The organism is Nocardioides ginkgobilobae, assembly GCF_054781275.1.
In genome coordinates, this window is the sequence record NZ_BAAGUS010000012.1 from 105,651 (window position 1) to 130,706 (window position 25,056).

The following is a 25,056-nucleotide window of genomic DNA, read 5'->3' on the forward strand; positions in this document are numbered from 1 at the left end:
GCTCACACCAGCCACGACCCGGCCACGCCCGGACCTCCGGGGGTGAGCCGGGCCGGCCACGGGCAGCGGGAGGGTCGGGTCATGAAGATCCTGATCGGCCTGGCCATCATCGTCGCGCTCGCCTACCTCGGCTACCGCATGTTCTTCGTCAACGCCCACAAGAAGTGACCGAATGAGGATCCCCGCGAGAAGGGACGCAGCGCGGTGCGACAGCGGTTCGAGGGCGCCATCGCCGGGGTCGGGTCGACCTCCGGCGTCCGGGTCGTGGTCGGGCGCTGGGAACACTCGCCCCTGGGCTCCTTCGCCGACGCCATGGTCGCCGAGGCCGACGGCCGCCGGGTCCTGCTCGCACCGAACCAGGACGTCGCGGACTTCGTCGCGGCGACGTACTCCTTCGACGAGGTGCGGATCGAGCCGCTCTCCGTCGAGGGCGCGACCCACTGGCGCGTGCGGTCGTCGTCGCTGCTGCTCGACCTCGAGCTCGGGCACCGCACCACCCTGGGTCGGCTGCTGCGCGCGGTGCCGCGGGCCGTCGGCACCAGCCCGGCGTGGTGCACCGTGACCGACCCCGTCGCGCGCGTGGTGATGCGCGGCGTGCGCACGCGCGGCTCGGCGGGCAACGGCCGGCGCGAGTGGTACGCCGCCACCGACCACCACGTCCTGCGCTCCGCGACCGGCTCGTACGACGGCGCCGACCTCGGCGCGCTCCGGCCGGTCAGCCCGGAGCCGGGGTTCGGGTTCTCCTCGACCCCCGCGCGACCCTCGGTCACCTCGCTCGTGACGACCGTCGAGGTCCCCGGCGGCTAGGTCCTCGCTGCCACGGACCCGGCCCGCTGGAGCCGGCCGAAGCGGAGCATCGCGACCGCGCCCAGCAGCGGCCCGGGGGCCAGCGCGAGCATCACCCAGGTCCAGCCCACCCGGTCGGCGAGCAGCGGGAGCAGCTGGATCGAGGCGACGGTGAGTGTGAACCCGGCCGCCGTCTGCACGGTGAGGGCGGTGCCGACGTACCGCTGGTCGGCGGTCTCGCTCAGCGCGGTCGAGAAGACCCCGGAGTCGGCGATCACCGACGCGCCCCACACCCCCAGGAAGACAGCGAGGACCGCCGTCGGCGCAGCCACGGCCCACGGGGAGAGCAGACAGCACGCGCCGCTGGTGAGCAGGGCGCCGGTGGCCGCCCGCGAGCGGCCCCAGCGGTCCGCGGCCCACCCGCCCGCCAGCGCTCCGGCAAGGCCGGCGAGGCCCACGGTCCCGAAGGTCGCCAGGCTGGTCGCGCTGCCCGGCCCGACGTCGCGCGCGCCGGCCAGCCACAGCGGGAGCCAGGTCCACAGCGCGTAGAGCTCCCACATGTGCCCGAGGTAGCCGAGGTTCGCCAGACGCGGCAACGGGTCGCGGAACCCGACCAGCGCGTGCCGGACCCGGGGCCGGGCCGAGGGCGCCAGCAGCGGCCCGGGACGGACCAGGGCGAGGGAGACGCCCCCCGCCGCCACGGTGAGCCCGGCGGCGGTGAGCATCACCGCCCGCCACGGCAACCCGCCGCTCGCCCCGGCCGCCGCGACCAGGTGCGGGAGCGCCGAGCCCAGGGTCAGGCACCCGATGAGCAGACCGAAGGCGCGTCCCCGGTCGACGGGGCGGGCCCAGGAGGCCGTCAGCTTCATGCCGACCGGGTAGAGACCGGCGAGCAGCGCGCCGGTCAGGAACCGCAGCGGTACGGCGGAGCCGAGCCCGTCCGCGACCAGCGCGAGCGTCGCCGTGCAGGCGGCCGCGCCCAGCGCGCAGGCGGCCATCAGGCGCTCGGGTCGCACTCGGTCGGCCAGGGTCAGCGCCCCCGAGACCACGGCCCCGGTGGCGAAGCCGAGCTGCACCGAGGCGGTCAACCAGACCGAGGCCCCCGTGGACAGGCCCCACTCCGCACGCAGGGTGGGGGCGATCGCGGTCGCGGAGAACCAGACGGCCAGTCCGAGCACCTGCACCAGGGCGACCAGCGCGACCTGGCGACGCCCTCCAGGGAGGGCTGCTGCCGCCGGGGTCGCGACGGGCGGCTCGCGGTGGGAGGGCACCCCGGCAGTCTGCCGCGCGCGGCCGGCTCGTCGGGTCAGAGGTCGATGGCCCGGTTGACCCAGGTCGAGGAGACGACCATGCCGACCTTCTCGTAGAGCCCGAGCGCCCCGGTGCGGGAGTCGGTGGAGAGCGAGCTGGAGGTGGCGCCGTGCTCGCGGGCGACGCGGAAGGCGTCGGCGAGCAGCGCCTGGCCCAGCCCCTTGCCGCGCTGGTCGCCGGCGGTGGCCAGGCGGTCGATGTAGGCCTGGGTGGTGCCGTCCTCCTGGCCGGCCATGATCAGGAAGGCCATGCCGACGACCCGGCCGTCGGGGTCCACGACGACCCGCAGGTGCCAGGGCTCGAAGCCGGGGCGCTGCACGGTGCCGGCGGCCCACTCCTCGAAGGTGTCGCGCGGCCGGTCCGACCACTCCAGGAAGGCGTCCTCCTGGACGGTCCAGGCGCCCTCGTAGTCGGGGCTGCGGGCCGGGCTGCGGTCGGCACCCTCGGCCGGGAGCTCGGCGGCCCGCACCGTGTAGCCCTGCGGCAGCGGCCGGTCAGCGACCTCGGCGCCCTCGGGGAGCTCCAGCACCCACGACTCCCAGCGCGCCCGGTAGCCCAGCGACTCCAGCAGCCGGTCGCCGGCCGAGCCCTGCGGTACGGGCATGCCCACGACGGTGGCACCCGCGGCGCGGGCGGTCTCCTGCATCCAGCCGGCCAGCGCCGTACCGATGCCCTTGCCGCGGTGCTCGGGGTGCACCGCGGCGTCGCCGCGGTCGTTGCGGACGTGCTCGGAGTAGGCGACCAGGGTCTCGCCGGAGAAGACACCGATCCCGTGCTCCTCCACGACGTAGCCGGGTCGCTGCCAGTCGGCCACGATGTCGGCCTCCTCGATCTCCACCGTGCCGACGTCGTGCTTCTCCTGCGCGGCCATCACCTCGAACACCCCGCGGGCATCCTCGGCGGTGAGGGGGCGGGCGGTGTAGCCCGGAGGCAGGGTGAGCGCGACGGATCCGGTGGGTGCGGCCATGAGCGGCATCGTGGCGGCAAATGCGGCGCGGGGCCTCCGATTTTCATCAGAGGCCCCGCGTGCGGGTGCGAGCGGGTGCTCAGGCGTTGCGGATCGCGGAGACGTCGAGGTCGAGCTTGATCTTCTCCGAGACCAGGACGCCGCCGGTCTCGAGCGCGGCGTTCCAGGTCAGGCCCCAGTCCTTGCGGTTGATCGTGGTGGAGCCCTCGAAGCCGATGCGCAGGTTGCCGAAGGGGTCGCGGGCCGAGCCGGTGTGCTCGAACTCGATGGTGACCGGCTTGGCGACACCCTTGATGGTCAGGTCGCCGGTGATGGTCCAGTCGTCACCGCTGCGCGAGACCTCGGTGGAGACGAACGTGATCTCCGGGTTGGTCTCGGCGTCGAAGAAGTCGGCGGAGGCCAGGTGGCCGTCGCGGTCGGCGCTGCCGGTGTCGATCGAGGCGGTCTTGATCGAGAGCTCGACCTTGGAGGCGGCGGGGTTGGCGGCGTCGACGTGGGCGGTGCCGCTCCACTCGCTGAACTGGCCGCGGACCTTGGTCACCATCGCGTGGCGGGCGGTGAAGCCGAGGCGGCTGTGGCTGGCGTCGATCGTGTAGTCGCCCGAGATGTCGTCGAGGGCGGTGGTGGGGGCGTCGAAGTCGGAGGTGGTCATGGTGGCTCCTGGGCGTTCGTGGGTGAATGTTCAACCACCATAACCGGACCCAGGTCCGCTTTCATTCCCTCGGTGGGGTGGATGGTCTGGACCGGACGCACGCGAGCCCCGCTCCCGGCGTGGGGGGAGCGGGGCTCGTGGACTGGGTCCGCCTGTGGGCGGGCGTCAGGCGGCGTGCGTCTCGTGCAGGACGACGGCCTGCTCCGCGGAGGTCCAGCGCGACTCCAAGCGGGAGGACCCGTCGGCGTCGGTCACCGTGATCCACACCTGCGTCAGACCGCCGGTCATCTTCATGTCCTGCATGGGACACCTCCTGTTCACCTTCTGTTCACCAAGGTAGCACGTCCCCACCGTGAGGGCCAGGGAACGGCCGCGGGCGGTCCGCACCCTCCACCTGGAGGGGCCGCGCCGCCTCGGCCACAGGGCAGCCGCTCCACGTCCCGCCTGGGCCGGCAGGCCTGCCGCCGCCCGCCGTCGTACGCCGCGGGGCGGGCGCGTCCCACGCCCGGCGGTCCTGGTGACCGACCCCACCGCTGCGAGGACTCGGGTGCCGGGGGCGCGGCCCACTACCGTGGACGGGTGAGCGAGGCAACAGGCACCCCCGAGGACAGCACCACCACCGACGACCACGGCAGCGCGCAGACCGAGGCGCAGGTGACCTTCCAGGACCTCGGACTCTCCGCGCCCGTGCTCAAGGCGCTGCGCGACGTCGGCTACGAGACGCCGTCCGCGATCCAGGCGGCGACCATCCCGACCCTGCTCGGTGGGCGCGACGTCGTGGGCCTGGCGCAGACCGGCACCGGCAAGACCGCTGCCTTCGCGCTGCCGATCCTCTCCAACCTCGACGTCTCCCAGAAGTCGCCGCAGGCGCTCGTGCTGGCCCCCACCCGTGAGCTCGCGCTCCAGGTGTGCGAGGCGTTCGAGCGCTACGCCGCGCACCTCAGGGGCGTGCACGTGCTGCCGGTCTACGGCGGTCAGGGGTACGGCGTGCAGCTCTCGGCCCTGCGCCGCGGCGTCCACGTGGTCGTCGGCACCCCCGGCCGGATCATGGACCACCTGGAGAAAGGCACCCTCGACCTCAGCGAACTGCGCTTCCTGGTGCTCGACGAGGCCGACGAGATGCTCAACATGGGCTTCGCCGAGGACGTCGAGACGATCCTGGCCGACACCCCCGACACCAAGCAGGTCGCGCTCTTCTCCGCGACCATGCCCGCGCAGATCCGCCGGCTGAGCAAGCAGTACCTCACCGACCCGGCCGAGATCACCGTCAAGAACAAGACGGCCACGGCCAGCAACATCACCCAGCGCTACCTCATCTGCAGCTACCCGCAGAAGGTCGACGCCCTCACCCGCATCCTCGAGGTCGAGAACTTCGAGGGGATGATCGTCTTCGTCCGCACCAAGAGCGAGACCGAGGCGCTGGCCGAGAAGTTGCGCGCCCGCGGGTTCACCGCCGCTGCCATCAACGGCGACGTGCCGCAGAACGTGCGCGAGCGCACCGTGCAGCAGCTCAAGGACGCCAAGCTCGACATCCTGGTGGCCACCGACGTCGCCGCCCGCGGCCTCGACGTCGAGCGGATCAGCCACGTCGTCAACTACGACATCCCCACCGACACCGAGTCCTACGTCCACCGGATCGGCCGCACCGGTCGCGCCGGCCGCAGCGGGGACGCGATCTCCTTCGTCACCCCGCGCGAGCGCTACCTGCTGCGTCACATCGAGAAGGCCACCAAGCAGCCGCTGACCGAGATGTCGCTGCCCAGCGTCGAGGACGTCAACAGCACCCGGCTGACCCGCTTCGACGACCAGATCACCGCGGCGCTGGAGCAGACCGACCGGATCGCGGGCTTCCGCGACATCATCGCCCACTACGTCCGCAACCACGACGTGCCCGAGACCGACGTGGCCGCCGCGCTCGCGGTCGTCGCGCAGGGCGAGACGCCGCTGCTGCTGGACCCGGCCGCCGACAAGGTCCGCACGCCTCGGGTCACGCCCGGCGACCGCGACGACAGGGAGCGTCCGGCGCGTCCGGCGCGCTCGCGCAACGGCGACACCCCGATGGCGATGTACCGCATCAACGTCGGCAAGCGGCACAAGGTCGAGCCCCGCCAGATCGTCGGCGCGCTCGCCAACGAGGGCGGCCTCAACCGCAAGGACTTCGGCAAGATCCTCATCAAGCCGGACTTCTCCCTGGTCGAGCTGCCCGCCGACCTGCCGTCGGCGACGTACGCCGCCCTGGCCGACACCCGGATCTCGGGCAAGCTGATCGAGCTCTCGCCCGACAACGGCCCGCGGCCTCGCAGCAGCTCGGGTCCGCGCGGCGGCTCGGGTCCGCGCCGCAGCCGCGAGGACCGCGGTCCCGAGGTCACCACGTGGGGCGACGACAAGCCCTCGAGGAAGCCCCGCCACAAGGGCTGATCGAGGCCGCGCCAGCGAGGGCGTCCCGCACTGTTGGTCGAGCAGCCCGAGCGCCAGCGAGGGCGTCGTCGAGACCGCCGCACCTGTCTGTGGTCGGCGACCACAGACAGCTCACGCGGTCTCGACGTCGCTCGCCAGCGCTCGCTGCTCGACCATCAGGCGTCAGAGCAGAGCGGCCACCAGCGAGCCGGCCGCCATCGCGCCGGAGGCGGCCGCGCCGACGACCGAGGACATCGGCATCGGCAGGGCCGCGACGTGCGCCATGTCGCCGGCCGCGTGCACTCGCGGCAGCGACGTGCGGCCCATGACGTCGACCTCGACGCAGCCGCTGGGCAGGGTCCGCAGCCCCAGCTGGGCGGCGAAGGGGGTCGTCTGCTCCAGGGTCGTGGAGACGTAGACGCCCGCGACCTCGAGGTCGGGGCCGTCCTCGAAGGTGACGCGCACGCCGCCGCCGGTGGGGTGCAGCCCGGTCACGCGCTCGGTGCGGGTCGTGCCGGCCGCGGTCGGCACGGGAGCAGCGCCGTCGGTGAGCACGGTCGTGTGCGACACGACCGGCGCCAGGATCGCCGGCAGGTGGCCCGCGGGGACCGTGCCCAGGACCGCGACGGGCTGACCCGCGAACTCGTGGCCGTGGCAGAACGGGCAGTGCACCACCCGGTCGCCCCACAGCCCGGCCAGCCCGGGGACCGCCGGCAGCACGTCGCGCACCCCGGTCGCGAGCACCAGGCCCCGCGCGGTCAGGACGGTCGCGTCGGGGTCGGCCAGCTCGACGGCGTACCCCTCACCGTCGGGACGGACCGCCACGACGGTGTCCTCCCAGATCGTGGCGGTGGGGTACGCCGCCACCTGCTCGCGCGCGAGCTTGCGGAAGTCCGCGGGCGGGGTGCCGTCGTGGGTGACGACGTTGTGCATGTGGCCGGCCGGGTCGTTGCGGTAGCGACCCGAGTCCAGCATCAGCACCCGGCGGTGGACCCGGGCGAGGGTGAGGGTGGCCTGGAGGCCGGCGGGGCCGCCGCCGACGACGATTGCGTCGTAGTCGTAGTCGTAGTCGTGGTCGTGGTCGTGGCTGCTGTGCGTCATCTCTGCTCCTGACGAGGTCGGACTTGTGCTGGTCACGAGCCTGTGACTTCATGTCGACATGAAGTCAAGCGAGCGACGCTGGAGCGTCGGTGAACTGGCCGAGCGGTTCGGGCTGGCGACCCACGTGCTGCGGCACTGGGAGGACGTCGGGCTGCTGCACCCGGACCGGGACGGAGCCGGGCGGCGGGTCTACCGCGAGAAGGACGTCTACCGGGTGGCCGTCGTCGTCCGGAGCAAGGCGGCGGGCATGAGCCTGGAGCAGGTCGCGGTGCTGCTGGACGCCGACGCCCCCGACCGGCACCGCGTGCTGGAGGCGCACCTGGCCGAGCTCGACCGGCGTACGGCGGAGATGGCCCTGCACCGGGAGATGACCGAGCACGCGCTGCGCTGCCGGGCGCACGACATCGCGACCTGCCCGCGCTTCGCGGCGGCCGTGGCCGACCTGGTGGACGGGACCGCCCCGGGGCCCTTCGACGGCCGCAGCGCCGAGCCGGCCGGAGTCGCGGAGGCCGTGGAGGGCGCGGAGGTCCCGGGCGACCGGTGAGGGGCATGGCGGTGTCGCCTGGGGCTGGTAGAACCGCGGGCATGCTGCGCTCTCGGACCCTCGCCCTGCCGCTGGCCGCCGCGCTCCTGCTCCTCGCCGGCTGCACCGAGGTCCAGGAGGCCGTCGCCGGACCCGACCCGGAGCCGACCGCGCGGGAGCTGGCGGAGGCGTTGACGGCGCAGGACCTCACCGGCGCCCCGGTCGGCGGGGCCGAGCGCGCCGAGGAGGAGCGGGCCGCGATCGTCGAGGGGATGGGCGGGGTGGCACCGCAGGTCGGGGTGATCGACCTGGAGGAGTCCGGCGACACCGCGACCGCCACCCTGTCGTGGTCCTGGCCCGTGGTGACCGGCGCTGAGGGGGTCGAGTGGACCTACGAGTCCACCGCCCAGCTGGAGCGCGTGGCCGACGACTGGTCGGTGGTGTGGGCGCCGTCGGTCGTCGAGCCCTCCCTGGCCGACGGCGAGCGGCTGGACCTCGTCACCCTGGCTGCGCGTCGCGGCGACGTCCTCGGCGCGGACGGGCTCGCGGTCGTGACCCAGCGGCCCGTCGTGCGCTTCGGCATCGACCGCAGCCAGGTCGGCGAGGCCCGCGCGGTCGAGGGCGCCCGGCGCCTGGCGGCGCTGCTCGACGTCGACGCGAAGGCCTTCGCCGAGCGGGTCGAGGCGGCCGGGGAGGCGCAGTTCGTCGAGGCCATCACCTACCGCCGTGACGACGTGCCGCCGGCCGTCGCGCAGGGCTACGACGAGGTCCCCGGCGCCCTGGCGGTGCCCGGCGAGCTCGCCCTCGCCCCGACGCGCGACTTCGCCGCGCCCATCCTGGGCTCGGTCGGCCCGGTGACCGCCGAGATGGTCGAGGAGTCCCCGGACACCTACCGCCCCGGCGACGTCGCCGGCACCTCCGGGCTCCAGGCCCGCTACGACGACCGGCTTCGCGGCACCCCCGGCGCCAGCGTCGACGTGCTGCCCGCCGAGGAGGGTGGCGAGGCCCGCGAGGTGTTCCGGGCCGAGCCGACCCCGGGCGAGCCGCTGCGCACGAGCCTCGACCTCGACCTGCAGCAGGCCGCCGAGCAGGTGCTCGCCGACGTGGGTCCGCCCAGCGCGCTGGTGGCGATCGACCCCGGGACGGGGGCGATCCTGGCCGCGGCCAACGGCCCCGGCACGGGGGGCACCAACCTGGCGACGTACGGCCAGGCGGCGCCGGGCTCGACCTTCAAGACCGTCTCCTCGCTCGCCCTGCTGCGCGCCGGGCTCTCCCCCGACAGCGCGGTCGAGTGCCCGGCGACGACGACGGTCGACGGGCGGGAGTTCGGCAACTACTCCGACTACCCCGCTTCCGCGGTCGGTCGCATCACCCTGCGCCAGGCGGTCGCGCAGTCGTGCAACACCGCCTTCATCACCGAGCGCGGCGAGCTCGGCGGCACCGAGCTCTTCGACGCCGCCGCCTCCCTTGGGCTCGGGCTCGACCAGGACCTCGGCTTCCCGGCGTACTTCGGCCAGGTGCCGCAGCCGGAGACCGAGACCGAGTCGGCCGCGGAGCTGATCGGGCAGGGCCGCGTGCTGGCCTCGCCGATGGTGATGGCGACGGTGGTCGCCTCCGTGCAGTCCGGTCGCACCGTGGTGCCGTGGCTGCTGCGCGACTACCGCCCCGACCCGCCCGAGGGTGCCGCGCCCCTGACCGGCGCCGAGGCGACCGCGCTGCGCTCGATGCTGCGTGCCGTGGTCACCGACGGCAGCGGCCGCGGGCTGCTCGACGTGCCGGGCCCCGAGCTGATCGCCAAGACGGGCACCGCGGAGTTCGAGCGGGACGGGCAGGTGCTCACCCACGCCTGGATGGTCGCCGCCGGATCCGACCTCGCCGTCGCGGTGTACGTCGACGAGGGGGTCTCCGGGTCACGCACCGCCGGCCCGCTGCTGGAGGAGTTCCTCCGGGCGGCGCGGGGCTGACGGCGTCACGAAGTTCGCCGCGCCCGGGCGAGACCGGCAGCGCGACGGACGAGGGGCCCGGCGGACCGGGCCCCTCGTGGCGGCGTCGGGCGGGGGACGTGGGGACGAGCCGCCGGACGTAGATGAACCCCTCGCCGCATGGGGTCAGCAAGGGGTTCACAGCCGTCTTCTGAGTGCTCCCTCCGAAGTCGACAACAGCAATGATGCCACCACCGGGACCACCCGTGTTGCGGATTGGTGCGAACTGGTCGAAGTGCCAGGATTCGGACATGACTGGTCCAGACACATCTGCCGTGCTCGACCGCCTGCTGCCCGCCGAGCACCGCCGCCTGTGGGTGGCCGGCGAGTGGCGCGACGCCGAGGGCGGTGACACCTTCGAGGTCGTCGACCCGGCCGACGGCCAGGTGCTCACGCGCGTCGCCGACGGCTCGGTCACCGATGCCGTCGAGGCGCTGGACGCGGCGGTCGCGGCCCAGCCGGAGTGGGCGGCGACCCCGCCCCGCGAGCGGGGCGAGGTGCTGCGCGGGGCGTTCGAGCTGATCCGCGAGCGTGCCGAGGACCTGGCGCTGCTGATGAGCCTGGAGATGGGCAAGGCGGTGGCCGAGGCCAAGGGCGAGGTCGCCTACGGCAACGAGTTCTTCCGCTGGTTCTCCGAGGAGGCCGTGCGCATCCACGGTCGCTGGATGCAGGCGCCCGCGGGCGGCTCGCGGCTGCTCACCATCAAGAAGCCGGTGGGCCCCTGCTTCTTCGTCACCCCGTGGAACTTCCCCCTCGCGATGGGCACCCGCAAGATCGGCCCGGCCATCGCCGCCGGCTGCACGATGGTCGTGAAGCCCGCGCACCAGACGCCGCTGACGATGCTGGCCCTCACCGCGATCCTCACCGAGGCCGGTCTGCCCGACGGCGTGCTCAACGTCGTCCCGACCACCCGCGCCAAGGAGATGAGCAAGGCGCTGCAGGCCGACGACCGGCTGCGCAAGGTCTCCTTCACCGGCTCGACCGCCGTGGGCCGCACGCTGGTGCGCCAGTCGGCCGACCAGCTGCAGCGGGTGAGCATGGAGCTCGGCGGCAACGCGCCGTTCCTGGTCTTCGAGGACGCCGACGTCGACGCCGCCGTGGACGGCGCGATGGTCGCCAAGATGCGCAACATGGGCGAGGCCTGCACCGCGGCCAACCGCTTCCTCGTGCACGCCGACGTGGCCGAGGAGTTCGCCGAGAAGCTCGCCGCCCGCATGGGCGCTCTCACCGTCGGCCGCGGCCAGGACGAGGGCGTCGACGTCGGCCCGCTCATCGAGGAGAAGGCGGTGGAGTCGGTCTCCCAGCTGGTCACCGACGCCGTCCACGACGGGGCACGGCTCCTGGTCGGCGGCACGGTGCCCGACGGACCCGGCTTCTTCTACCCGCCGACGGTCCTGGTCGACGTCCCGGCCGACTCCGCGATCAACGCCGAGGAGGTCTTCGGCCCGGTCGCGCCGATCACGACCTTCACCACCGAGGACGAGGCGGTCGAGCGCGCCAACGCCACGGAGTACGGCCTGGCCTCCTACGTCTACACCCGCGACCTGTCCCGCACGATCCGGATGGCCGAGCGGCTCGACTACGGCATGGTCGGCATCAACACGGGGCTGATCTCCAACCCGGCGGCGCCGTTCGGCGGCGTGAAGGCGTCCGGCTTCGGGCGGGAGGGCGGCTTCGAGGGCATCGAGGAGTACCTCGAGACGACGTACGTCGCCCTGCCGGTCTGACGCGGGGCCCGCAGGCGTGGACCTCTTCGGCGGCACCCGCGAGACCTACCTCGGCTTCGCCGAGCAGGCCGCCGACTCCCCGACGCTGGCCGGGTGGTCGCGCGCCGTCGCCGAGGACGAGGAGGTCCTGGCCTGGCTGGGGGAGCTGCCGGTGCTCAAGCAGCAGCCCAACCTGGTGTACGCCGCCGCGCGCTGGCACGGGCTCGCGCCGACGGCGGCGTACGCCGACCTGCGGGCGCTCCTGCTGGGCGACGACGGCAGCATCCGCGCGACGATCCTGGCGCGGGCGACCCAGACCAACGAGGCCGGGCGGATGGCGACCCTGCTGCCGGTGCTGGCCCGCATCGCCGCGGAGGACGGGCCGATCGCCCTCGTGGAGGTGGGCGCCAGCGGAGGCCTGACGCTGCACCCCGACCGGTGGGCCTACCGCTACGCGACGCCGGACGGGGAGGTGCAGGTGGGCGCGCCCGACGCCCCCGTGCTCGAGTGCGTCGTGGAGGGGCTCGCGCCGCTGCCCGATCGGCTGCCGGAGGTCATCTGGCGCGGCGGGCTGGACCTCAACCCGCTCGACGTCACCGACGACGACACCGCCCGCTGGCTCGAGACGCTGGTCTGGCCCGAGCACGAGGACCGGCGGGTCCGGCTGCGCCGGGCGATCGAGGTCGCCCGCGCCGACCCGCCGCACCTCGTGCGCGGCGACCTCCTCACCGACCTCGACCCCCTGCTCGAGGAAGCGGGCCGGCACGGTCGCGTGGTCGTCCAGCACAGCGCGGTCGTCGCCTACCTCGAGGAGCCCGACCGCGAGGCCTTCCACGACGCGATGCTCGAACGGGTGGCCGCCGGCACCTGCCGCTGGGTCAGCAACGAGTCGCCCCGGGTGCTGCCGCGCGTGCTGGCCGGCACCGTCGGGGCGCTCGGCACCCCGCCCGTCGGCCGCTTCGTCCTCGCCCTCGACGGGCGCGGGCTGGCCTGGACCCACGGGCACGGGCGGTCGATCTCGTGGTGGGAGCCTGAGCCGGTCTGACGCCGTCGTCCGATGACCGGGGCCGACCGCGTCGAGTCGGAGGTGCTGTCCGGCACCTGGCGCCGGAGAGGACCTCCAGCTCCTCGTCGTGACTGCCGGACGCGACCGTGAGGTGCCGAGCAGGCGCATCCTCCCGGAAGGACGCGCCGGTTCGGCCGGAGTGCAGCGGACGGGGCCGGATCAGCCCGCCGCGGCCCGGCGGCCCAGCGCCGCCAGCAGCCGTACGTCGTCGGGCGCGCCCCGCGGGACGGGCAGCGGCTCCGCGAAGTGGTGCGCGTCGGCCGTGGCCCGCGCGACCGGCAGCAGCGCCGCGGCCAGCGCGGGCGGCACCGGGTGGTCGAGCCCGAGCGTGGTGGCGACGTCCCAGCCGTGCACGGTGATCTCCAGGGCCGCGGCGACCACGAGCAGGCCGGGTGCGACCGGGGCGCCGCCCACCACGACCGCCTCGTGCTGGGAGCGGCCGCCCGACCAGGTGCCGAGGAGCGCGCACGCCTTGCGCTGCAGGGAGTCGACCGCGCCCACCCCCGGCTCGCCGGGGGACGTGAGCGTGCGGACGGAGCCGCCCGCGGCCTCGAGGAAGGCGTCCAGGGCGTCGTCCATGTGCGCGAGCAGGGTGCCGAGGTCCCAGCGCGCGCAGGGCGTGCGCCGGGTCAGCGTGGTCGGCCGCACCGCGGCGAGGGCCACCCGCGTGTAGGCGAGGGACCGGTCGAGCAGCTCGACGCCGTCGTCGAGCAGCGCGGTCACGGGACCGGCAGGACGGCGGCGGGACGGTGGTCGGCCGGCAGGGACATCGGCAGCCCGAACTTCTCGAACAGCCGGGCGTCGAAGAACGCGTCGACCTGGGAGACCTCCGGCGACTCCGGGTCGCCGTCCCACTGGAGCACCTGCAGCTGGAACGGGACGAACCCGCCCTCCGGCGTACGCATGTAGAGGCCGAAGGCGGGCTGGCCGTTGGCGCGGGTCTCGATCATCGGCATGTCCTCCGAGCCGCCCGGGCACTCGTTGCCGATCAGCCACGCGATGTTGGCGCGGCCCTTGAACCAGCTCGTGAACGGCGGCATCTCCCACACCGCCTCGGCGGTGAGCATCGAGACGATCGTGTCGACGTCCTTGCGCCAGAACGCCTCGACGTAGCGCTCCAGCAGCTGGCGCTGGGCGGTGGTGAGCTCGTCGGCGACGGTGTCCTCGGTCAGCGCCCGGTCCTTCATCTGCGCGTGGGCGCGCTGCAGGGCCGAGTTGACCGCCGCGACCGTGGTGTCCAGCGCCTCCGCGACCTCGGCGGCGCTCCAGCGCAGCACGTCGCGCAGGATGAGCACCGCCCGCTGGCGGGCCGGCAGGTGCTGGAGCGCCGCGACGAAGGCCAGCCGGATCGAGTCGCGCTCCGCGACCGTCACCGCCGCGTCCGGCACGGGCTCCAGCCAGGTGATCTCGTGGTCCTGCTCCAGGGCGTCGCCCGCCGGCTGGTCGGCGGTGCCGAGCCCCGCGGGCAGCGGACGCCGGGGCCGACCCTCGAGGTTGGTGAGGCAGACGTTGGTGGCGATCCGGTAGAGCCAGGTCCGCACCGAGGAGCGGCCCTCGAAGTCCGCCGCCGCCCGCCACGCGCGCAGGAACGTCTCCTGCACCAGGTCCTCGGCCTCGTGCACCGACCCGCTCATCCGGTAGCAGTGGGCCAGCAGCTCGCGCTGGTACCGCTCCGTGAGGGTCGGGAAGTCCGCCAGCTCGTTCTCGCTCGTCGTCATCGTGACGCCCTCCGCCGTTCCCACCGCACCCGTGCCCATGCCCCGCTTCGGCTCCCGCTCATCTAAGCCTGCGAGGGGACCGACCGGGAAGAGGGACCGAACTCATCGGTGGGGCGCAGGGCGGTGGCACTTGTTGGTCGAGCAGCCCGAGCGCCAGCGAGGGCGTCGTCGAGACCGCCGCACCTGTCCGTGGTCGGCGACCACAGGCAGCTCACGCGGTCTCGACGACGGCTCGCTGGCGCTCGCCTGCTCGACCACCGGGGTGGGGACGGCTCGCTGGCGCTCGCCTGCCCGACCACCGGGGTGGGGACGGCTCGCTGGCGCTCGCCTGCCCGATCGACGGCGTTCGACCGATCAGGTGCGGGTGAGGGCGAGCGCGCGCTCGGCGAGGGGCACGGCGGCGGCGCGGTCCTCGGCGACCAGGCCGACCCGGGTGCGCCGGTCGAGCAGGTCGTCGACGTCGAGGGCGCCCTCGTGGGTGATGCCGAAGACCAGCTCGGCGAGCGTGACCGGGACGGTGTCGGAGACCGTCGCGAGGAGCTCGGCGTCCGACAGCCCCGTGACCTCGCGCGCCGAGGACAGCACGAGCGCGGCGTCGGTGCCGTAGCGGCGCACGAGCCGGGCGGGCTCCTCGAGCGCGGCCAGCTCGGTGCGGGACGCGGCGCCGAGCAACGGCAGCGAGGCGGTCACGCAGGGGCCGGCGGCCAGGCCGTGGTGGGCGACGGCCGCGTCGACGGCGTCCTGCGCCATGCGCCGGTACGTCGTCAGCTTGCCGCCCACGACGGTCGTGACCCCCGAGGGGCCGGTGATCACCGCGTGCTTGCGCGAGAGGTCGGCGGTGGAGCCGTCCCCGCCGTCGAGCAGCGGACGCAGCCCGGCGAAGGCACCGACCACGTCCGAGCGGTGGAGCGGGCGTGCGAAGGCGGCGGAGACGACGTCGAGCAGGAAGCCGATCTCGGTCTCGGTCGGCTCCGGCACGTCGGGCACCGGGCCCGGGGCGGGCTCGTCGGTGAGCCCGACGTACACCGTGCCGTCAGGCTGCGGCAGCACCATCACGAACCGGTTGGTCTCGCCCGGGACGGGTGCGAAGACGCTGGCGCGCAGGTCGGGCACCGACTCCGCGCGCAGCACCAGGTGGGTGCCGCGGCTGGGGCGCAGCCGGATGCCGTCGGTGCGGCTGCCCTCCTCGCCGAGGACCTGGTCGGCCCAGACGCCGGCGGCGTTGACGATCGCGCGCGCCCGCACGACGACCTCCGACCCGGTGGTCTCGTCGCGCAGCCGGACCTCGCCGTGCGCCGCGGACAGGACCCGGGCACGGGTGCGCACCTGGGCGCCGTGCTCGGCGGCGGTGCGGGCGAGGGTGATGACCAGGCGGGCGTCGTCCTCCAGCTGGCCGTCCCAGCCGAGCAGGCCCCCGCGCAGGCCGGCGGCGCGCAGCGACGGCGCCATCGCCAGGGTCTCGGTGGCGGAGAGGTGGCGCGGCCCGGGGAGGGTCTCGGCGTCGGTGCGGGCACCGCGGCGCAGCAGGTCGCCCGCGCGCAGCCCGGCGCGGGAGAGCCCACCCTGCAGCCGCGACATCGAGGAGGTGATCGGGATGAGCATCGGCATCGAGCGGGTCAGGTGCGGCGCGGTGACCTCCATGAGGATGCCGCGCTCGACCGCGCTCTCGTGGGCGACGCCGACCTGGCCCTTGGCGAGGTAGCGCAGGCCGCCGTGGACCATCTTCGAGCTCCAGCGCGAGGTGCCGAAGGCGAGGTCGTGGGCGTCGACGGCGAGCACCGACAGCCCGCGCGTGGCGGCGTCCAGCGCCACGCCGGCCCCGGTGACGCCGAGGCCGACGACGAGCACGTCGACGTCCCCGCGGACGCCTGCGAGGCCGGGCGTGATCCTCACGAGAGCCCCCGGGTCAGGAGGGTCCGCAGCTCGGCGTCGAGCGCGTCGGCGGAGACGTCGCCGTCGACCATGGTGTGGGCCGACAGGACGAACCCGTGGGCCGCGAGCACCATGCCGCGAGCCATCGCGACCGGGTCGCCGTCACGCACGCTGCCGGCGGCCTGGGCCTCCCGCAGGCGGGCCCCGAGCAGGTCGATGATCAGCTGCTGCGAGCGGCCGCGTCGGCTCAGCAGGTAGGGCAGCACGAGCTCGGGGTCGAGCTCCACGATCCGCACGAAGAGCTCGTTCTCCCGCAGGGCGGCGACGGTGGCGACGACGTCGTCGACCAGCCGCTCCAGCGGGTCGCTCGCGGCCGAGGTGCCGACGGTCGCGGCGACCAGCCCGGTCCACTCGCGCGTCATGAGGTCGGCGAGCAGCGTGGGCATGTCGGCCCAGGTGCGGTAGATCGTCATCCGGGACACGCCGGCCCGGCGCGCGACCTCGGTCAGCGTCGTACGCCGCCAGCCGACGTCGAGGATGCAGTCGCGGGCGGCGTCGAGGTAGGCGTCCGAGGGAGCTCTCGATTCCTCGTTGTGACGAAGTGACGTCATGTGTCACACTGTAACACATGAGCACGCAGACACCCCCTGCTCCGGCCGGCGGCCTGGGCGAGATGCACCCCCAGCGCTGGGGCGCCCCCAGTGCGGCGACCGACCTGCCCGACAGCGCCCGCGGCCTGGTCGAGATGGCCTTCGGGCTGCGGCCGACGCCCGCGGTCGAGGCCGCCCCGCTGCCCGCTCCCGGCATCGGTGGCGCAGCGCTCGAGGCGCTGCGCGCGGCCGTCGGGTCGGAGCACGTGCTGCTCGACGACGACGTACGCCGGCTGCGGACCCGCGGGAAGTCCACGCCCGACCTGCTGCGGGCCCGGGCCGGTGACCTCACCGACGCCCCGGACGTCGTGGTCCGCCCCGGCGGTCACGACGACGTCGCGGCCGTACTGGCCGTCGCGGTCGAGCACCACCTCGCGGTCGTCCCCTTCGGCGGCGGCACCTGTGTGACCGGCGGGCTCGCCGCGCGGCGCGAGGGGTACGCCGGCCTGGTCTCCCTCGACCTGGTCCGGATGAAGCGGCTGCTCGACGTCGACGAGGTGTCGATGACCGCCACCCTCGAGCCGGGCCTGCGCGGCCCCGAGGCCGAGGCGCTGCTGGCCGAGCGCGGCCTGGTGCTCGGCCACTACCCGCAGTCCTTCCAGTTCGCCTCGATCGGTGGCTTCGCGGCCACCCGCTCCAGCGGGCAGTCCAGCGCCGGCTACGGCCGCTTCGACGCGATGGTCGTCGGTCTGCGCGTGGCCACCCCGCGCGGGGAGTGGGTGCTCGGCTCCTCGCCGGCCAACGCCGCGGGCCCCGACCTGCGCCAGCTGGTCCTCGGCTCCGAGGGCGCCTTCGGCGTCATCACCGCCGTCACCGTGCGCGTGCGGCGCCTGCCCGAGGTCAAGGTCTACGAGGGCTGGCGCTGGGGCTCCTTCTCCGAGGGCCGCGACGCGATGCGCCACCTCGCGCAGTCCGGCCTGCTCCCGACCGTGCTCCGGCTCTCCGACGAGTCCGAGACCGCGATCAACCTCGCCCGCCCCGACGCGATCGGTGGCGAGACGGACGAGCAGGGCGCCTGCCTCATGATCGTCGGCCACGAGGGCACCGCCGCCCAGGTCGAGGCCCGTCGGGCCGCGGTCACCGAGGCGCTCACCGCCCTGGGTGGTCGGCCGCAGGGCGAGGGCCCGGGCGAGTCCTGGGCGCACGGGCGGTTCGACGCGCCGTACCTCCGCGACTCGCTCCTCGACGTCGGCGTCCTCGTCGAGACCCTCGAGACCGCGACCTTCTGGTCCAACGCCGAGGCGTTGTACGCCGGGGTCAAGCACGCCCTGGAGGCCCACCTCGACGGGGCGCTGGTGCTGTGCCACGTCAGCCACGTCTACGAGACCGGGTGCTCGCTCTACTTCACCGTCGCGACCGCCCAGGGCGAGCGGCCGCTCGAGCAGTGGCTCGCCGCCAAGGCCGCCGCCAACGACGCGATCGTCGCGGCCGGCGCCACGATCACCCACCACCACGCCGTCGGCACCGACCACAAGCCGTGGCTCGGCGCGGAGATCGGCGACCTGGGCGTCTCGGTGCTCCGGGCGGTCAAGGCCGACCTCGACCCCACCGGGGTCCTCAATCCGGGGGTGCTCGTCCCGTGAGGTCCTTCTCGTTCCTGGTCAACCCGGCCTCCGGCGGCGGTGCCGCCCCCGGTGCGGTCGTGCCGGTCGCCCGCCTGCTGCGCGAGGCCGGCGCGAGCGTCGAGGTCACCTACTCCCCGGGCCCCCGCGCCACCGACGACCTGGTCCGCGCGGCCGTCGAGCGCGGCGACGTGGTGGTCTGCGTCGGCGGCGACGGGATGGTCTCCCACCTGGCCGGTGCCGTCGCCGAGGCCGGCGGGGTCCTCGGGCTGCTGCCCGCGGGCCGCGGCAACGACTTCGCCCGGATGCTCGGGCTCTCGAGCGAGCCCCCCGCCATCGCGCAGGTCCTCCTCGAGGCACCCGAGCGCCCCGTCGACCTGCTGCGCTGGACCCTCCCCGGCCAGCCTCCGCGGCTGGTCGCCGGCTCGGTCTACTCCGGCATCGACGCTCGCACCGCCGAGATCGTCGACGGCATGCGCTGGACCCCGATCAAGGCGCAGTACCCCCTCGCCGCCCTCCGCGCGATCCTCACCTACTCCCCGGGCCGCTTCCGGGTCGCCGTCGACGGCGAGGTGGCCGAGTACGCCGCCGCCACCGTCGCCATCGCCAACTCCGCCTACTACGGCAAGGGCATGAAGATCGCCCCTGGCGCGTCGGTCGAGGACGGGCAGCTCGACGTCGTGGTCGTCGAGGCCGCCTCGCGGACCGCGCTCGTGCGGAGCTTCCCGAAGATCTACGACGGCTCGCACGTCGACCTGCCCGAGGTGCACGTCCTGCGCGGCGCCCGGGTCGAGATCGCCGCCGACGGCGCGCGGCCGCTCCCCGTGGGTGGGGATGGTGAGCCGCTCGGGGTGTTGCCGGGGCTGGGTGAGGAGCCGGCCGTGGTGGAGGTCGTCCCGGGGGTGCTGCGGGTCCTGGGCTGAGGTCTGCTGCTGGGTCGGTGGGGTGCGCGGCCTCACGGCCGGCCCGGCTTGCGGTGCGGGTGGACCAGGCCGGCCCCGAAGCCGCGCATCCCACCTCCTGTCTGGTCCGTGCGGGGTGGTGGCGGTCAGGGGAGGAGCTGGACGAGGAGCTCGGAGTCGACGGCGGCGGTGATGTCGTGGTCGGGCTCGTCGGTGAAGCAGAAGGCGTCGCCGGCCTCGAGGGGCTCGGCGAGGGAGGAGCGGAGGAGGGCTCCCCGGGCCACGAAGCAGTGGAGGCGGGGGGCTGCCGGGAGGGTGAGGGTCTGGCCAGCACGGGGGCGGGCGACCAGGAGGCGGGCGCCGGCGACGGCGGGGCGCAGGCCGGTGTCGACGAGGCCGTCGGCGTCGGCGGGCACCTCCGCCCCCCGCGCGTACGACGGTGCCGACTGCGGCTCGTCGGGCTGCAGCCACACCTGCACGAAGCGGGTCGGCCCGGCGCCGCCGACGGCGTGCTCGGAGTGCTCGACGCCCGAGCCGGCCGAGAGGAGGGCCGAGTCGCCGGCGTGCAGGACCGTGTCGGTGCCGAGGGAGTCGCGGTGGGCCAGGGCCCCGCTCACGACCCAGGTGAGGATCTCCAGGTCGGCGTGGCGATGGGTGTCGAAGCCGGTGCCCGCGCGCAGGACGTGGTCGTCGTGGCAGACCAAGGGCCCGAAGCCGGTGCGGTCGGGGTGGTAGTGCTCCCCGAAGGAGTAGGCGTGCCGGGTCAGGCGGCCCTCGCCCCTCGAGGTGAAGCGGGTTGCTCCGCGCAGGATCTCGACGCTCATGGGCCCATCGTCGCCCGTCGCCGGCCACCGCACTGGTCCAGACCACTGCGTGGCGTGCGTGTCCGGCGTACCTGCCGGGGCATCTACTCGGTCGGGTGAGCCGACGTCACCACGTGCTCACCGCGTCGTTGCACCTGTGCCACACCAAGCCCGCCACACCACAGCCACCGCACCTGGGGATCCCCATGACTCGCAGCACTCGCACGCTCCGCACGACCGCCGTCGCGGTCCTCGCCTCCGGCGCCCTGGGCGTCGGCGCCCTCGGCATCGTGACCGCCGGCTCCTCCAACGCCGTGGACGAGGCCTGTGCGCCCGACGCGCGGTACGTCGACCCCGAGGGCGACGTCAACGACATCGCGCTGGACCCGCTCCCGCTCAGCATCCCGGTCGACCCGGCGCTGGACCCCGACGGGCTGGACGTCCGTGAGGGGTTCTTCTCCACCAACGCCGCGGCCGACACCGTCACCTTCCACCTCAAGGTCACCGACCTCTCCGACCTCGCCGGTGGGGTGCGCGGCACCTCGGAGGAGTGGCAGATCGACTTCGACCTCGAGGGCAGGCGGTACTACGTGCTGGCCACCCGCACGCTGCTCCAGCTCGCGCCGACGCCCGGCGCGTTCAGCGAGTCCTTCAGCCTCGGGCAGATCGGCGCCAACGACGTGGCCACCGAGCTCAAGGGCGACCTCACCGGCGCCTTCGACCCGGACTTCGACACCATCCAGATCAACCTGCGCAAGGCCGACCTCACCGGGTCCTCGCCGGCCCAGCCGGCCTTCGAGGTCGGCGACGTCATCGACGACGTCCGGGTCACGACCCGTCGCGGCCTGCTGGTCCTGGCGCCCGACGCCGACAACGCGCGCGGCACCTGCGCCTACGTGATCGACCCGAACCCGCCGACGGCGACGCCGACCGCCACGACCACGGTGACGGCCAGCCCGACCGCCACCGCGACGGTGACGACCACGGCGACCACCACCGCCACGGCAACCGCCACCGCGACGGCGACGACGACCGCGCCGGCCAACCGGAAGCCGAAGATCCGCAAGTTTGCCGCCAAGCCCCTGGAGGGCCAGGGCAAGGCGCGCGCCGGCACCCCGATCCGGTTCAAGGCGATCGCCGACGACCCCGACGGCGACAAGCTCAGCTACCGCTGGGACCTGGGCGACGGCACCAAGAAGAGCGGTCGCAAGGTCTTCCACACCTACGCCGAGGAGGGCCAGTACCGCATCTTCGTGGTCATCCGTGACGGCCGCGGCGGCGTCCTGCGGGTGCGGGCGTTCCTGCGCCTGGGCCCCGAGAAGAAGTGACCTGACCCCGGCTCGACGCTCCTGACACGGCGGCTCCCGCGTTCGACTGCGCGGGAGCCGCCGCATCGGCATCATGGTGCGGGTGACCGACCGTCCGCCCCCGGCGCTCCCGCCGGGCTTCCGGATCGGGGCGGCCACGTCGGCGTACCAGGTCGAGGGCGCCGCTGACCGCGACGGCCGCGGGCCGTCCATCTGGGACACCTTCCTGGCCCGCGAGGGCGCCGTGCGCGACGGGTCGTCGGGCGCGCGCGCCAGTGGCCACTACGAGCGGTACGCCGAGGACGTGGGTCTGCTGGCCCGGCTCGGCGTCCGCGACTACCGTTTCTCCATCTCCTGGCCGCGGGTGGTCCCGCAGGGCCGCGGCCTGCCGAACCGCGCCGGGCTGGACTTCTACGACCGGCTGGTCGACGAGCTGCTCGGCGCGGGGATCGCCCCGATGGCCACGCTCTACCACTGGGACCTCCCGCAGGCCCTCGAGGACGACGGCGGCTGGCTCAACCGTGCGACGGTCGATGCGTTCGCCGACTACGCCGAGGTCGTCGCCGACCGGCTGGCCGACCGGGTGGCCCACTGGGTGCCGGTCAACGAACCCAACATCGCGATGATGCTCGGCTACGGCAACGGACTGCACGCCCCCGGGCGCCGGCTCTTCTTCGACGCCGCCCCGGCCGCCCACCACCTGCTGCTGGGCCACGGGCGGGCGGCGATGGCCCTGCGGGCCGCCGGGGCGACCAGCATCGGCTGCGCCAACCACCACGCCCCGATGTGGCCGGCGTCCGACGACGAGGCCGACGTGGGGGCGACCAAGCTGTTCGACCAGCTGTGGAACGGGCTCTACCTCGAGCCGATGCTGCTCGGCCGCTACCCCGTGGACCTCGAGCCGCTCATGGAGGGGCTGGTCCAGCCGGGGGACATGGCCACGATCCGGCAGCCGCTGGACTTCTACGGCGTCAACTACTTCATGCCGATGCGGGTCGGCGCCGCGCCCGAGGAGTCGGAGATGTTCTTCCGGCTCTACGACCTCGTCGGCTACCCCGAGACCGACTACGGCTGGCCGGTCGTGCCGTCCGCGCTGCGGGAGTGGCTGATCACGTTCCGCGCCCGCTACCGCGCCGCGCTGCCGCCGCTCGTCGTGACCGAGTGCGGGGCGGCGTACGACGGCGGCCCCGACGCCCACGGCGTCGTCGACGACCAGGCCCGGATCGACTTCCTGCACGGTCACCTCGAGGCGGTGGCGGCCGCGTGCCGGCGCGGGGTGGACGTCCGCGGGCTCTACGTCTGGTCGCTGCTGGACACCCTGGAGTGGACCGAGGGCTTCGGCCAGCGCTTCGGCCTGGTCCACGTCGACCCCGACACCCTCGAGCGCACCCCGAAGGCGTCCTACCACTGGCTCGCCGGGCTGATCGCCGCCCAGACCCGGTCGGTGGGCTGATCTCCTCCCGCTGGTCGAGGTGCGAGGAGCGCCGCCCCCACCTGCTGGTCGAGCCACGAGACCCATCGCCCCCCGCCCTCGTTAGTCTGTGCGGCATGGTCGACGCCCCCCTGGACGCCCCCCGCCTCGACGCGGACCCGGCCCAGCTGCTCGACACGTCCCGGGGGCGGCGGATCGTGTTCGTGGTCGGCTCGGGTCGCAGCGGCACCAGCACCCTCTCCGGCTCGCTCCAGGCGCTCGGGATGCATGTCCCGCAGCCGGAGGTCGTGGCCGACGAGACCAACCCCAAGGGCTTCGGCGAGCCGCAGTGGGTCGTGGACCTCCACGACGAGCTGCTGCGCCGCGCCAACGTCGCGGTCTCCGACGCCCGGCCCTCGGCCTGGTTCGAGACCGGCAAGCTCACCCACGTCGACCCGCTGCGCCGCCGGATGCACGAGTGGCTGGAGCAGCAGTTCGTCGAGGGCGGGCCCGAGCTGGTCGTCAAGGACCCGCGGCTGGCCTGGTTCCTCGGCCTGTGGCGCGGGGCCGCGATGCGCTGCGACGCGCAGGCCGGCTACGTCACCATGCTGCGCCCGGTCACCGAGGTCGTGGGCTCCAAGCAGCGCTACTACGACGCGAAGGCCGGCGAGGTCAACCGCACCGCCGCCTGGGTCAACATGATGCTGCACTGCGAGCGCTCGACCCGTGAGTCCGCACGCGCCTTCGTCCGCTACCACGACCTCCTCGACGACTGGACCGTCCCGGTCTTCGGCCTGGGCCAGCAGTTCGACCTGGACGCCGTGAAGTCCGCCGTGGCCAACGACATCCGCCGCGTCCACCAGTTCGTCGACCCCTCGCTGCGGCGGGTCCGGATCACCTGGGACGAGCTCGAGGTGCCCAAGCGGCTGCGCGAGATCGCCCAGGAGACCTGGGAGGCCCTGGACCGGCTGCCCGACGAGGGCGGCGACACCCCGCAGGTGCGCGAGACCCTCGACCAGCTGCGCGCGGCGTACTCCGAGCTCTACGAGGAGGCCGCTGCCCTCAGCCAGTCGACCGCGATGGCCGCACGCCGCGAGGGCTTCGGCGAAGGTGTGCGCTCCACCCAGAAGCGCGGGGCCGAGCGGATCCCGCACTGGGTCCGCGCGCTGGTGCCCGGGTTCCTGCGTCGGGGTGCCCGCAAGGCCCTGGGCCGCGCCCGGTGAGCGGCCGATGAGCCCGGTGCGGGGCGCCGACATCCCCTGTCTCGAGGGCGACCCGGCGTACGACGTCCGCTGGCCGTGGCGCGACGGGCCGCTGCCGCCCGGCCTGACGTGCGTGTTCCGCGTGAAGAACGAGGCCCGCAACCTGCCGTGGGTCCTGCCGCCGATGCTCGAGGCCGTGCAGCACGTCGTGCTGGTCGACAACCTCTCCGACGACGGCACCCCCGACGTCGCCCGTGAGGCCGCGGCCTCGATCGGCGCGTCCGACCGGCTCGAGGTGCACTCCTACCCCCACCGGGTCTCGCGCGCCGGCACCGAGCACCTCGCGACCCGGCACGACTCGGTGCACTCGCTGACGCACTTCTACAACTGGTCCTTCTCCCACGTGCGCACCGCCTACTCGATGAAGTGGGACGGCGACATGGTGCTGACCCAGGAGGGCATCGCGGTCCTGCGCGACCTCGCCTGGCAGCTGCAGGACTCCGGCGCGGTCGTCTCTATCCCGCGCCACCCGCTGTCGATCGAGAGCGAGTCGGTCGCGTGGATCGACCTCGGGATGAAGTTCCTCGAGCCGTGGGTCTACCCCATGGGCCCGGAGTTCACGTTCGTGAAGGCCTTCGAGTGGGAGGTGCGGGAGTTCCCCGAGACCTCCCAGCGGATCATCGCCACCGAGGGTCTCTGCGTGGAGCTGAAGTGGCTCGACCAGGACGAGTTCTCCCACTGGTCGCACATGGACTTCGACGCCTCCCGTGCCCCCCGCAAGCGCCGCGAGTGGCAGGTCTACTCCGCGCTGAAGGAGGGCCGCGGCGACGAGGTCCCCGGCCTGCACCGGATCGAGGCGCCCCCGGGGGTGCACGTCATCGACCACGTCACCCGCACCTGGCTGCCCCGGGCCGAGCGGCCCCTCGTGCGCAGGATCAAGACCGAGGACGTCTGACCCCGGGGCCGCTGGCTCGGCGCTGGTTCAACGGTGACCCGTCGCCAGTTCGACGCTGACGGCGGATTCAGGGGGCGGTCGCAACACCGGCTGTCTGGTTGTCGGCGAGCAACTTAGCGAAGACCTCGGCGGGGGTGTAGAAGCCGAGTCGTTTGCGGGGGCGGTCGTTGAGTTGCTTGGCGA

General features: G+C 74.1%; 23 protein-coding genes. 13 read left to right on the forward strand and 10 right to left on the reverse strand.

Translation table 11 applies throughout. The features are described 5' to 3' along the window. Positions 1-42: 42 nt before the first annotated feature. Positions 43-168 carry a hypothetical protein gene (locus ACYVID_RS12550; RefSeq protein WP_460737498.1) on the forward strand — a complete coding sequence of 42 codons (126 nt, stop codon included), beginning with the start codon at positions 43-45 and terminating at the stop codon, positions 166-168. 36 nt (positions 169-204) lie between these two features. Further along, on the forward strand, positions 205-807 hold the full coding sequence (locus ACYVID_RS12555) for a hypothetical protein (RefSeq protein ID WP_460737500.1): 603 nt from the start codon (positions 205-207) through the stop codon (positions 805-807). On the opposite strand, the gene ACYVID_RS12560 is transcribed toward ACYVID_RS12555, so the two are convergent. The 4 genes from ACYVID_RS12560 to ACYVID_RS12575 form a co-directional block, all read right to left on the reverse strand. Then, entirely contained in the window at positions 804-2,057 is a 1,254-nt protein-coding gene (locus ACYVID_RS12560) for an MFS transporter (RefSeq protein ID WP_460737502.1), read from the reverse strand. The genes ACYVID_RS12555 and ACYVID_RS12560 overlap by 4 nt on opposite strands. Before the next feature lie 35 nt (positions 2,058-2,092). Then, positions 2,093-3,064, reverse strand: coding sequence for a GNAT family N-acetyltransferase (locus tag ACYVID_RS12565; protein ID WP_460737504.1), 972 nt, complete (start codon positions 3,062-3,064; stop codon positions 2,093-2,095). A gap of 79 nt (positions 3,065-3,143) precedes the next feature. Next, complete coding sequence (locus ACYVID_RS12570) at positions 3,144-3,716, reverse strand: YceI family protein (RefSeq protein WP_460737506.1); 573 nt, start codon at positions 3,714-3,716, stop codon at positions 3,144-3,146. A 165-nt stretch (positions 3,717-3,881) separates the two neighbouring features. Continuing rightward, positions 3,882-4,019, reverse strand: a complete 138-nt coding sequence (locus ACYVID_RS12575; protein WP_460737508.1) for a hypothetical protein — start codon at positions 4,017-4,019, stop codon at positions 3,882-3,884. A 276-nt stretch (positions 4,020-4,295) separates the two neighbouring features. Between ACYVID_RS12575 and ACYVID_RS12580 the strand changes: the two genes are divergently transcribed. Continuing rightward, entirely contained in the window at positions 4,296-6,134 is a 1,839-nt protein-coding gene (locus ACYVID_RS12580; protein ID WP_460737510.1) for a DEAD/DEAH box helicase, read from the forward strand. Positions 6,135-6,296: 162 nt separating this feature from the next. On the opposite strand, the gene ACYVID_RS12585 is transcribed toward ACYVID_RS12580, so the two are convergent. Beyond that, positions 6,297-7,214, reverse strand: a complete 918-nt coding sequence (locus ACYVID_RS12585; RefSeq protein WP_460737512.1) for an NAD(P)/FAD-dependent oxidoreductase — start codon at positions 7,212-7,214, stop codon at positions 6,297-6,299. A gap of 58 nt (positions 7,215-7,272) precedes the next feature. On the opposite strand from ACYVID_RS12585, the gene ACYVID_RS12590 reads away from it, so the two are divergent. The 4 genes from ACYVID_RS12590 (at position 7,273) to ACYVID_RS12605 (ending at position 12,470) form a co-directional block, all read left to right on the forward strand. Continuing rightward, positions 7,273-7,758, forward strand: a complete 486-nt coding sequence (locus ACYVID_RS12590; RefSeq protein ID WP_460737514.1) for a helix-turn-helix domain-containing protein — start codon at positions 7,273-7,275, stop codon at positions 7,756-7,758. A 41-nt stretch (positions 7,759-7,799) separates the two neighbouring features. After that, entirely contained in the window at positions 7,800-9,701 is a 1,902-nt protein-coding gene (locus ACYVID_RS12595) for a penicillin-binding transpeptidase domain-containing protein (protein ID WP_460737516.1), read from the forward strand. 269 nt (positions 9,702-9,970) lie between these two features. Then, positions 9,971-11,446, forward strand: coding sequence for an NAD-dependent succinate-semialdehyde dehydrogenase (locus ACYVID_RS12600; RefSeq protein ID WP_460737518.1), 1,476 nt, complete (start codon positions 9,971-9,973; stop codon positions 11,444-11,446). A gap of 16 nt (positions 11,447-11,462) precedes the next feature. Then, positions 11,463-12,470 carry a DUF2332 domain-containing protein gene (locus ACYVID_RS12605; RefSeq protein WP_460737520.1) on the forward strand — a complete coding sequence of 336 codons (1,008 nt, stop codon included), beginning with the start codon at positions 11,463-11,465 and terminating at the stop codon, positions 12,468-12,470. A gap of 180 nt (positions 12,471-12,650) precedes the next feature. On the opposite strand, the gene ACYVID_RS12610 is transcribed toward ACYVID_RS12605, so the two are convergent. The 4 genes from ACYVID_RS12610 to ACYVID_RS12625 form a co-directional block, all read right to left on the reverse strand. Next, positions 12,651-13,214, reverse strand: a complete 564-nt coding sequence (locus tag ACYVID_RS12610) for a TIGR03086 family metal-binding protein (protein WP_460737522.1) — start codon at positions 13,212-13,214, stop codon at positions 12,651-12,653. After that, positions 13,211-14,209: a sigma-70 family RNA polymerase sigma factor gene (locus ACYVID_RS12615; protein WP_460737523.1), complete on the reverse strand. Its 999-nt coding sequence runs from the start codon at positions 14,207-14,209 to the stop codon at positions 13,211-13,213. The genes ACYVID_RS12610 and ACYVID_RS12615 overlap by 4 nt, the downstream gene beginning before the upstream one ends. Positions 14,210-14,563: 354 nt before the next feature. Then, positions 14,564-16,102, reverse strand: a complete 1,539-nt coding sequence (locus ACYVID_RS12620) for a glycerol-3-phosphate dehydrogenase/oxidase (RefSeq protein WP_460737525.1) — start codon at positions 16,100-16,102, stop codon at positions 14,564-14,566. Then, a complete protein-coding gene (locus tag ACYVID_RS12625; protein ID WP_460737527.1) occupies positions 16,099-16,692 on the reverse strand; it encodes a TetR/AcrR family transcriptional regulator in 594 nt (197 codons plus the stop codon). The genes ACYVID_RS12620 and ACYVID_RS12625 overlap by 4 nt, the downstream gene beginning before the upstream one ends. Positions 16,693-16,709: 17 nt before the next feature. Between ACYVID_RS12625 and ACYVID_RS12630 the strand changes: the two genes are divergently transcribed. After that, on the forward strand, positions 16,710-18,314 hold the full coding sequence (locus ACYVID_RS12630; RefSeq protein ID WP_460737529.1) for an FAD-binding oxidoreductase: 1,605 nt from the start codon (positions 16,710-16,712) through the stop codon (positions 18,312-18,314). After that, positions 18,311-19,216 carry a diacylglycerol/lipid kinase family protein gene (locus ACYVID_RS12635; RefSeq protein WP_460737531.1) on the forward strand — a complete coding sequence of 302 codons (906 nt, stop codon included), beginning with the start codon at positions 18,311-18,313 and terminating at the stop codon, positions 19,214-19,216. Before ACYVID_RS12630 ends, ACYVID_RS12635 begins: the two co-directional genes overlap by 4 nt. A 125-nt stretch (positions 19,217-19,341) precedes the next feature. Here ACYVID_RS12635 and ACYVID_RS12640 read toward each other — a convergent pair whose 3' ends face one another. Then, the gene (locus tag ACYVID_RS12640) at positions 19,342-20,019 is read right to left on the reverse strand and encodes a pirin family protein (RefSeq protein ID WP_460737533.1); all 678 of its coding nucleotides are present in this window, start codon (positions 20,017-20,019) and stop codon (positions 19,342-19,344) included. 185 nt (positions 20,020-20,204) lie between these two features. On the opposite strand from ACYVID_RS12640, the gene ACYVID_RS12645 reads away from it, so the two are divergent. The 4 genes from ACYVID_RS12645 to ACYVID_RS12660 all read left to right on the forward strand — a co-directional run bounded on the left by ACYVID_RS12645 (position 20,205) and on the right by ACYVID_RS12660 (position 24,873). After that, complete coding sequence (locus ACYVID_RS12645) at positions 20,205-21,326, forward strand: PKD domain-containing protein (RefSeq protein ID WP_460737535.1); 1,122 nt, start codon at positions 20,205-20,207, stop codon at positions 21,324-21,326. A gap of 82 nt (positions 21,327-21,408) precedes the next feature. Then, complete coding sequence (locus tag ACYVID_RS12650; protein ID WP_460737537.1) at positions 21,409-22,758, forward strand: GH1 family beta-glucosidase; 1,350 nt, start codon at positions 21,409-21,411, stop codon at positions 22,756-22,758. A gap of 95 nt (positions 22,759-22,853) precedes the next feature. Then, entirely contained in the window at positions 22,854-23,939 is a 1,086-nt protein-coding gene (locus ACYVID_RS12655) for a sulfotransferase family protein (protein ID WP_460737539.1), read from the forward strand. Between the two features lie 7 nt (positions 23,940-23,946). Beyond that, positions 23,947-24,873: a hypothetical protein gene (locus ACYVID_RS12660; protein ID WP_460737541.1), complete on the forward strand. Its 927-nt coding sequence runs from the start codon at positions 23,947-23,949 to the stop codon at positions 24,871-24,873. Positions 24,874-25,056 lie beyond the last annotated feature (183 nt).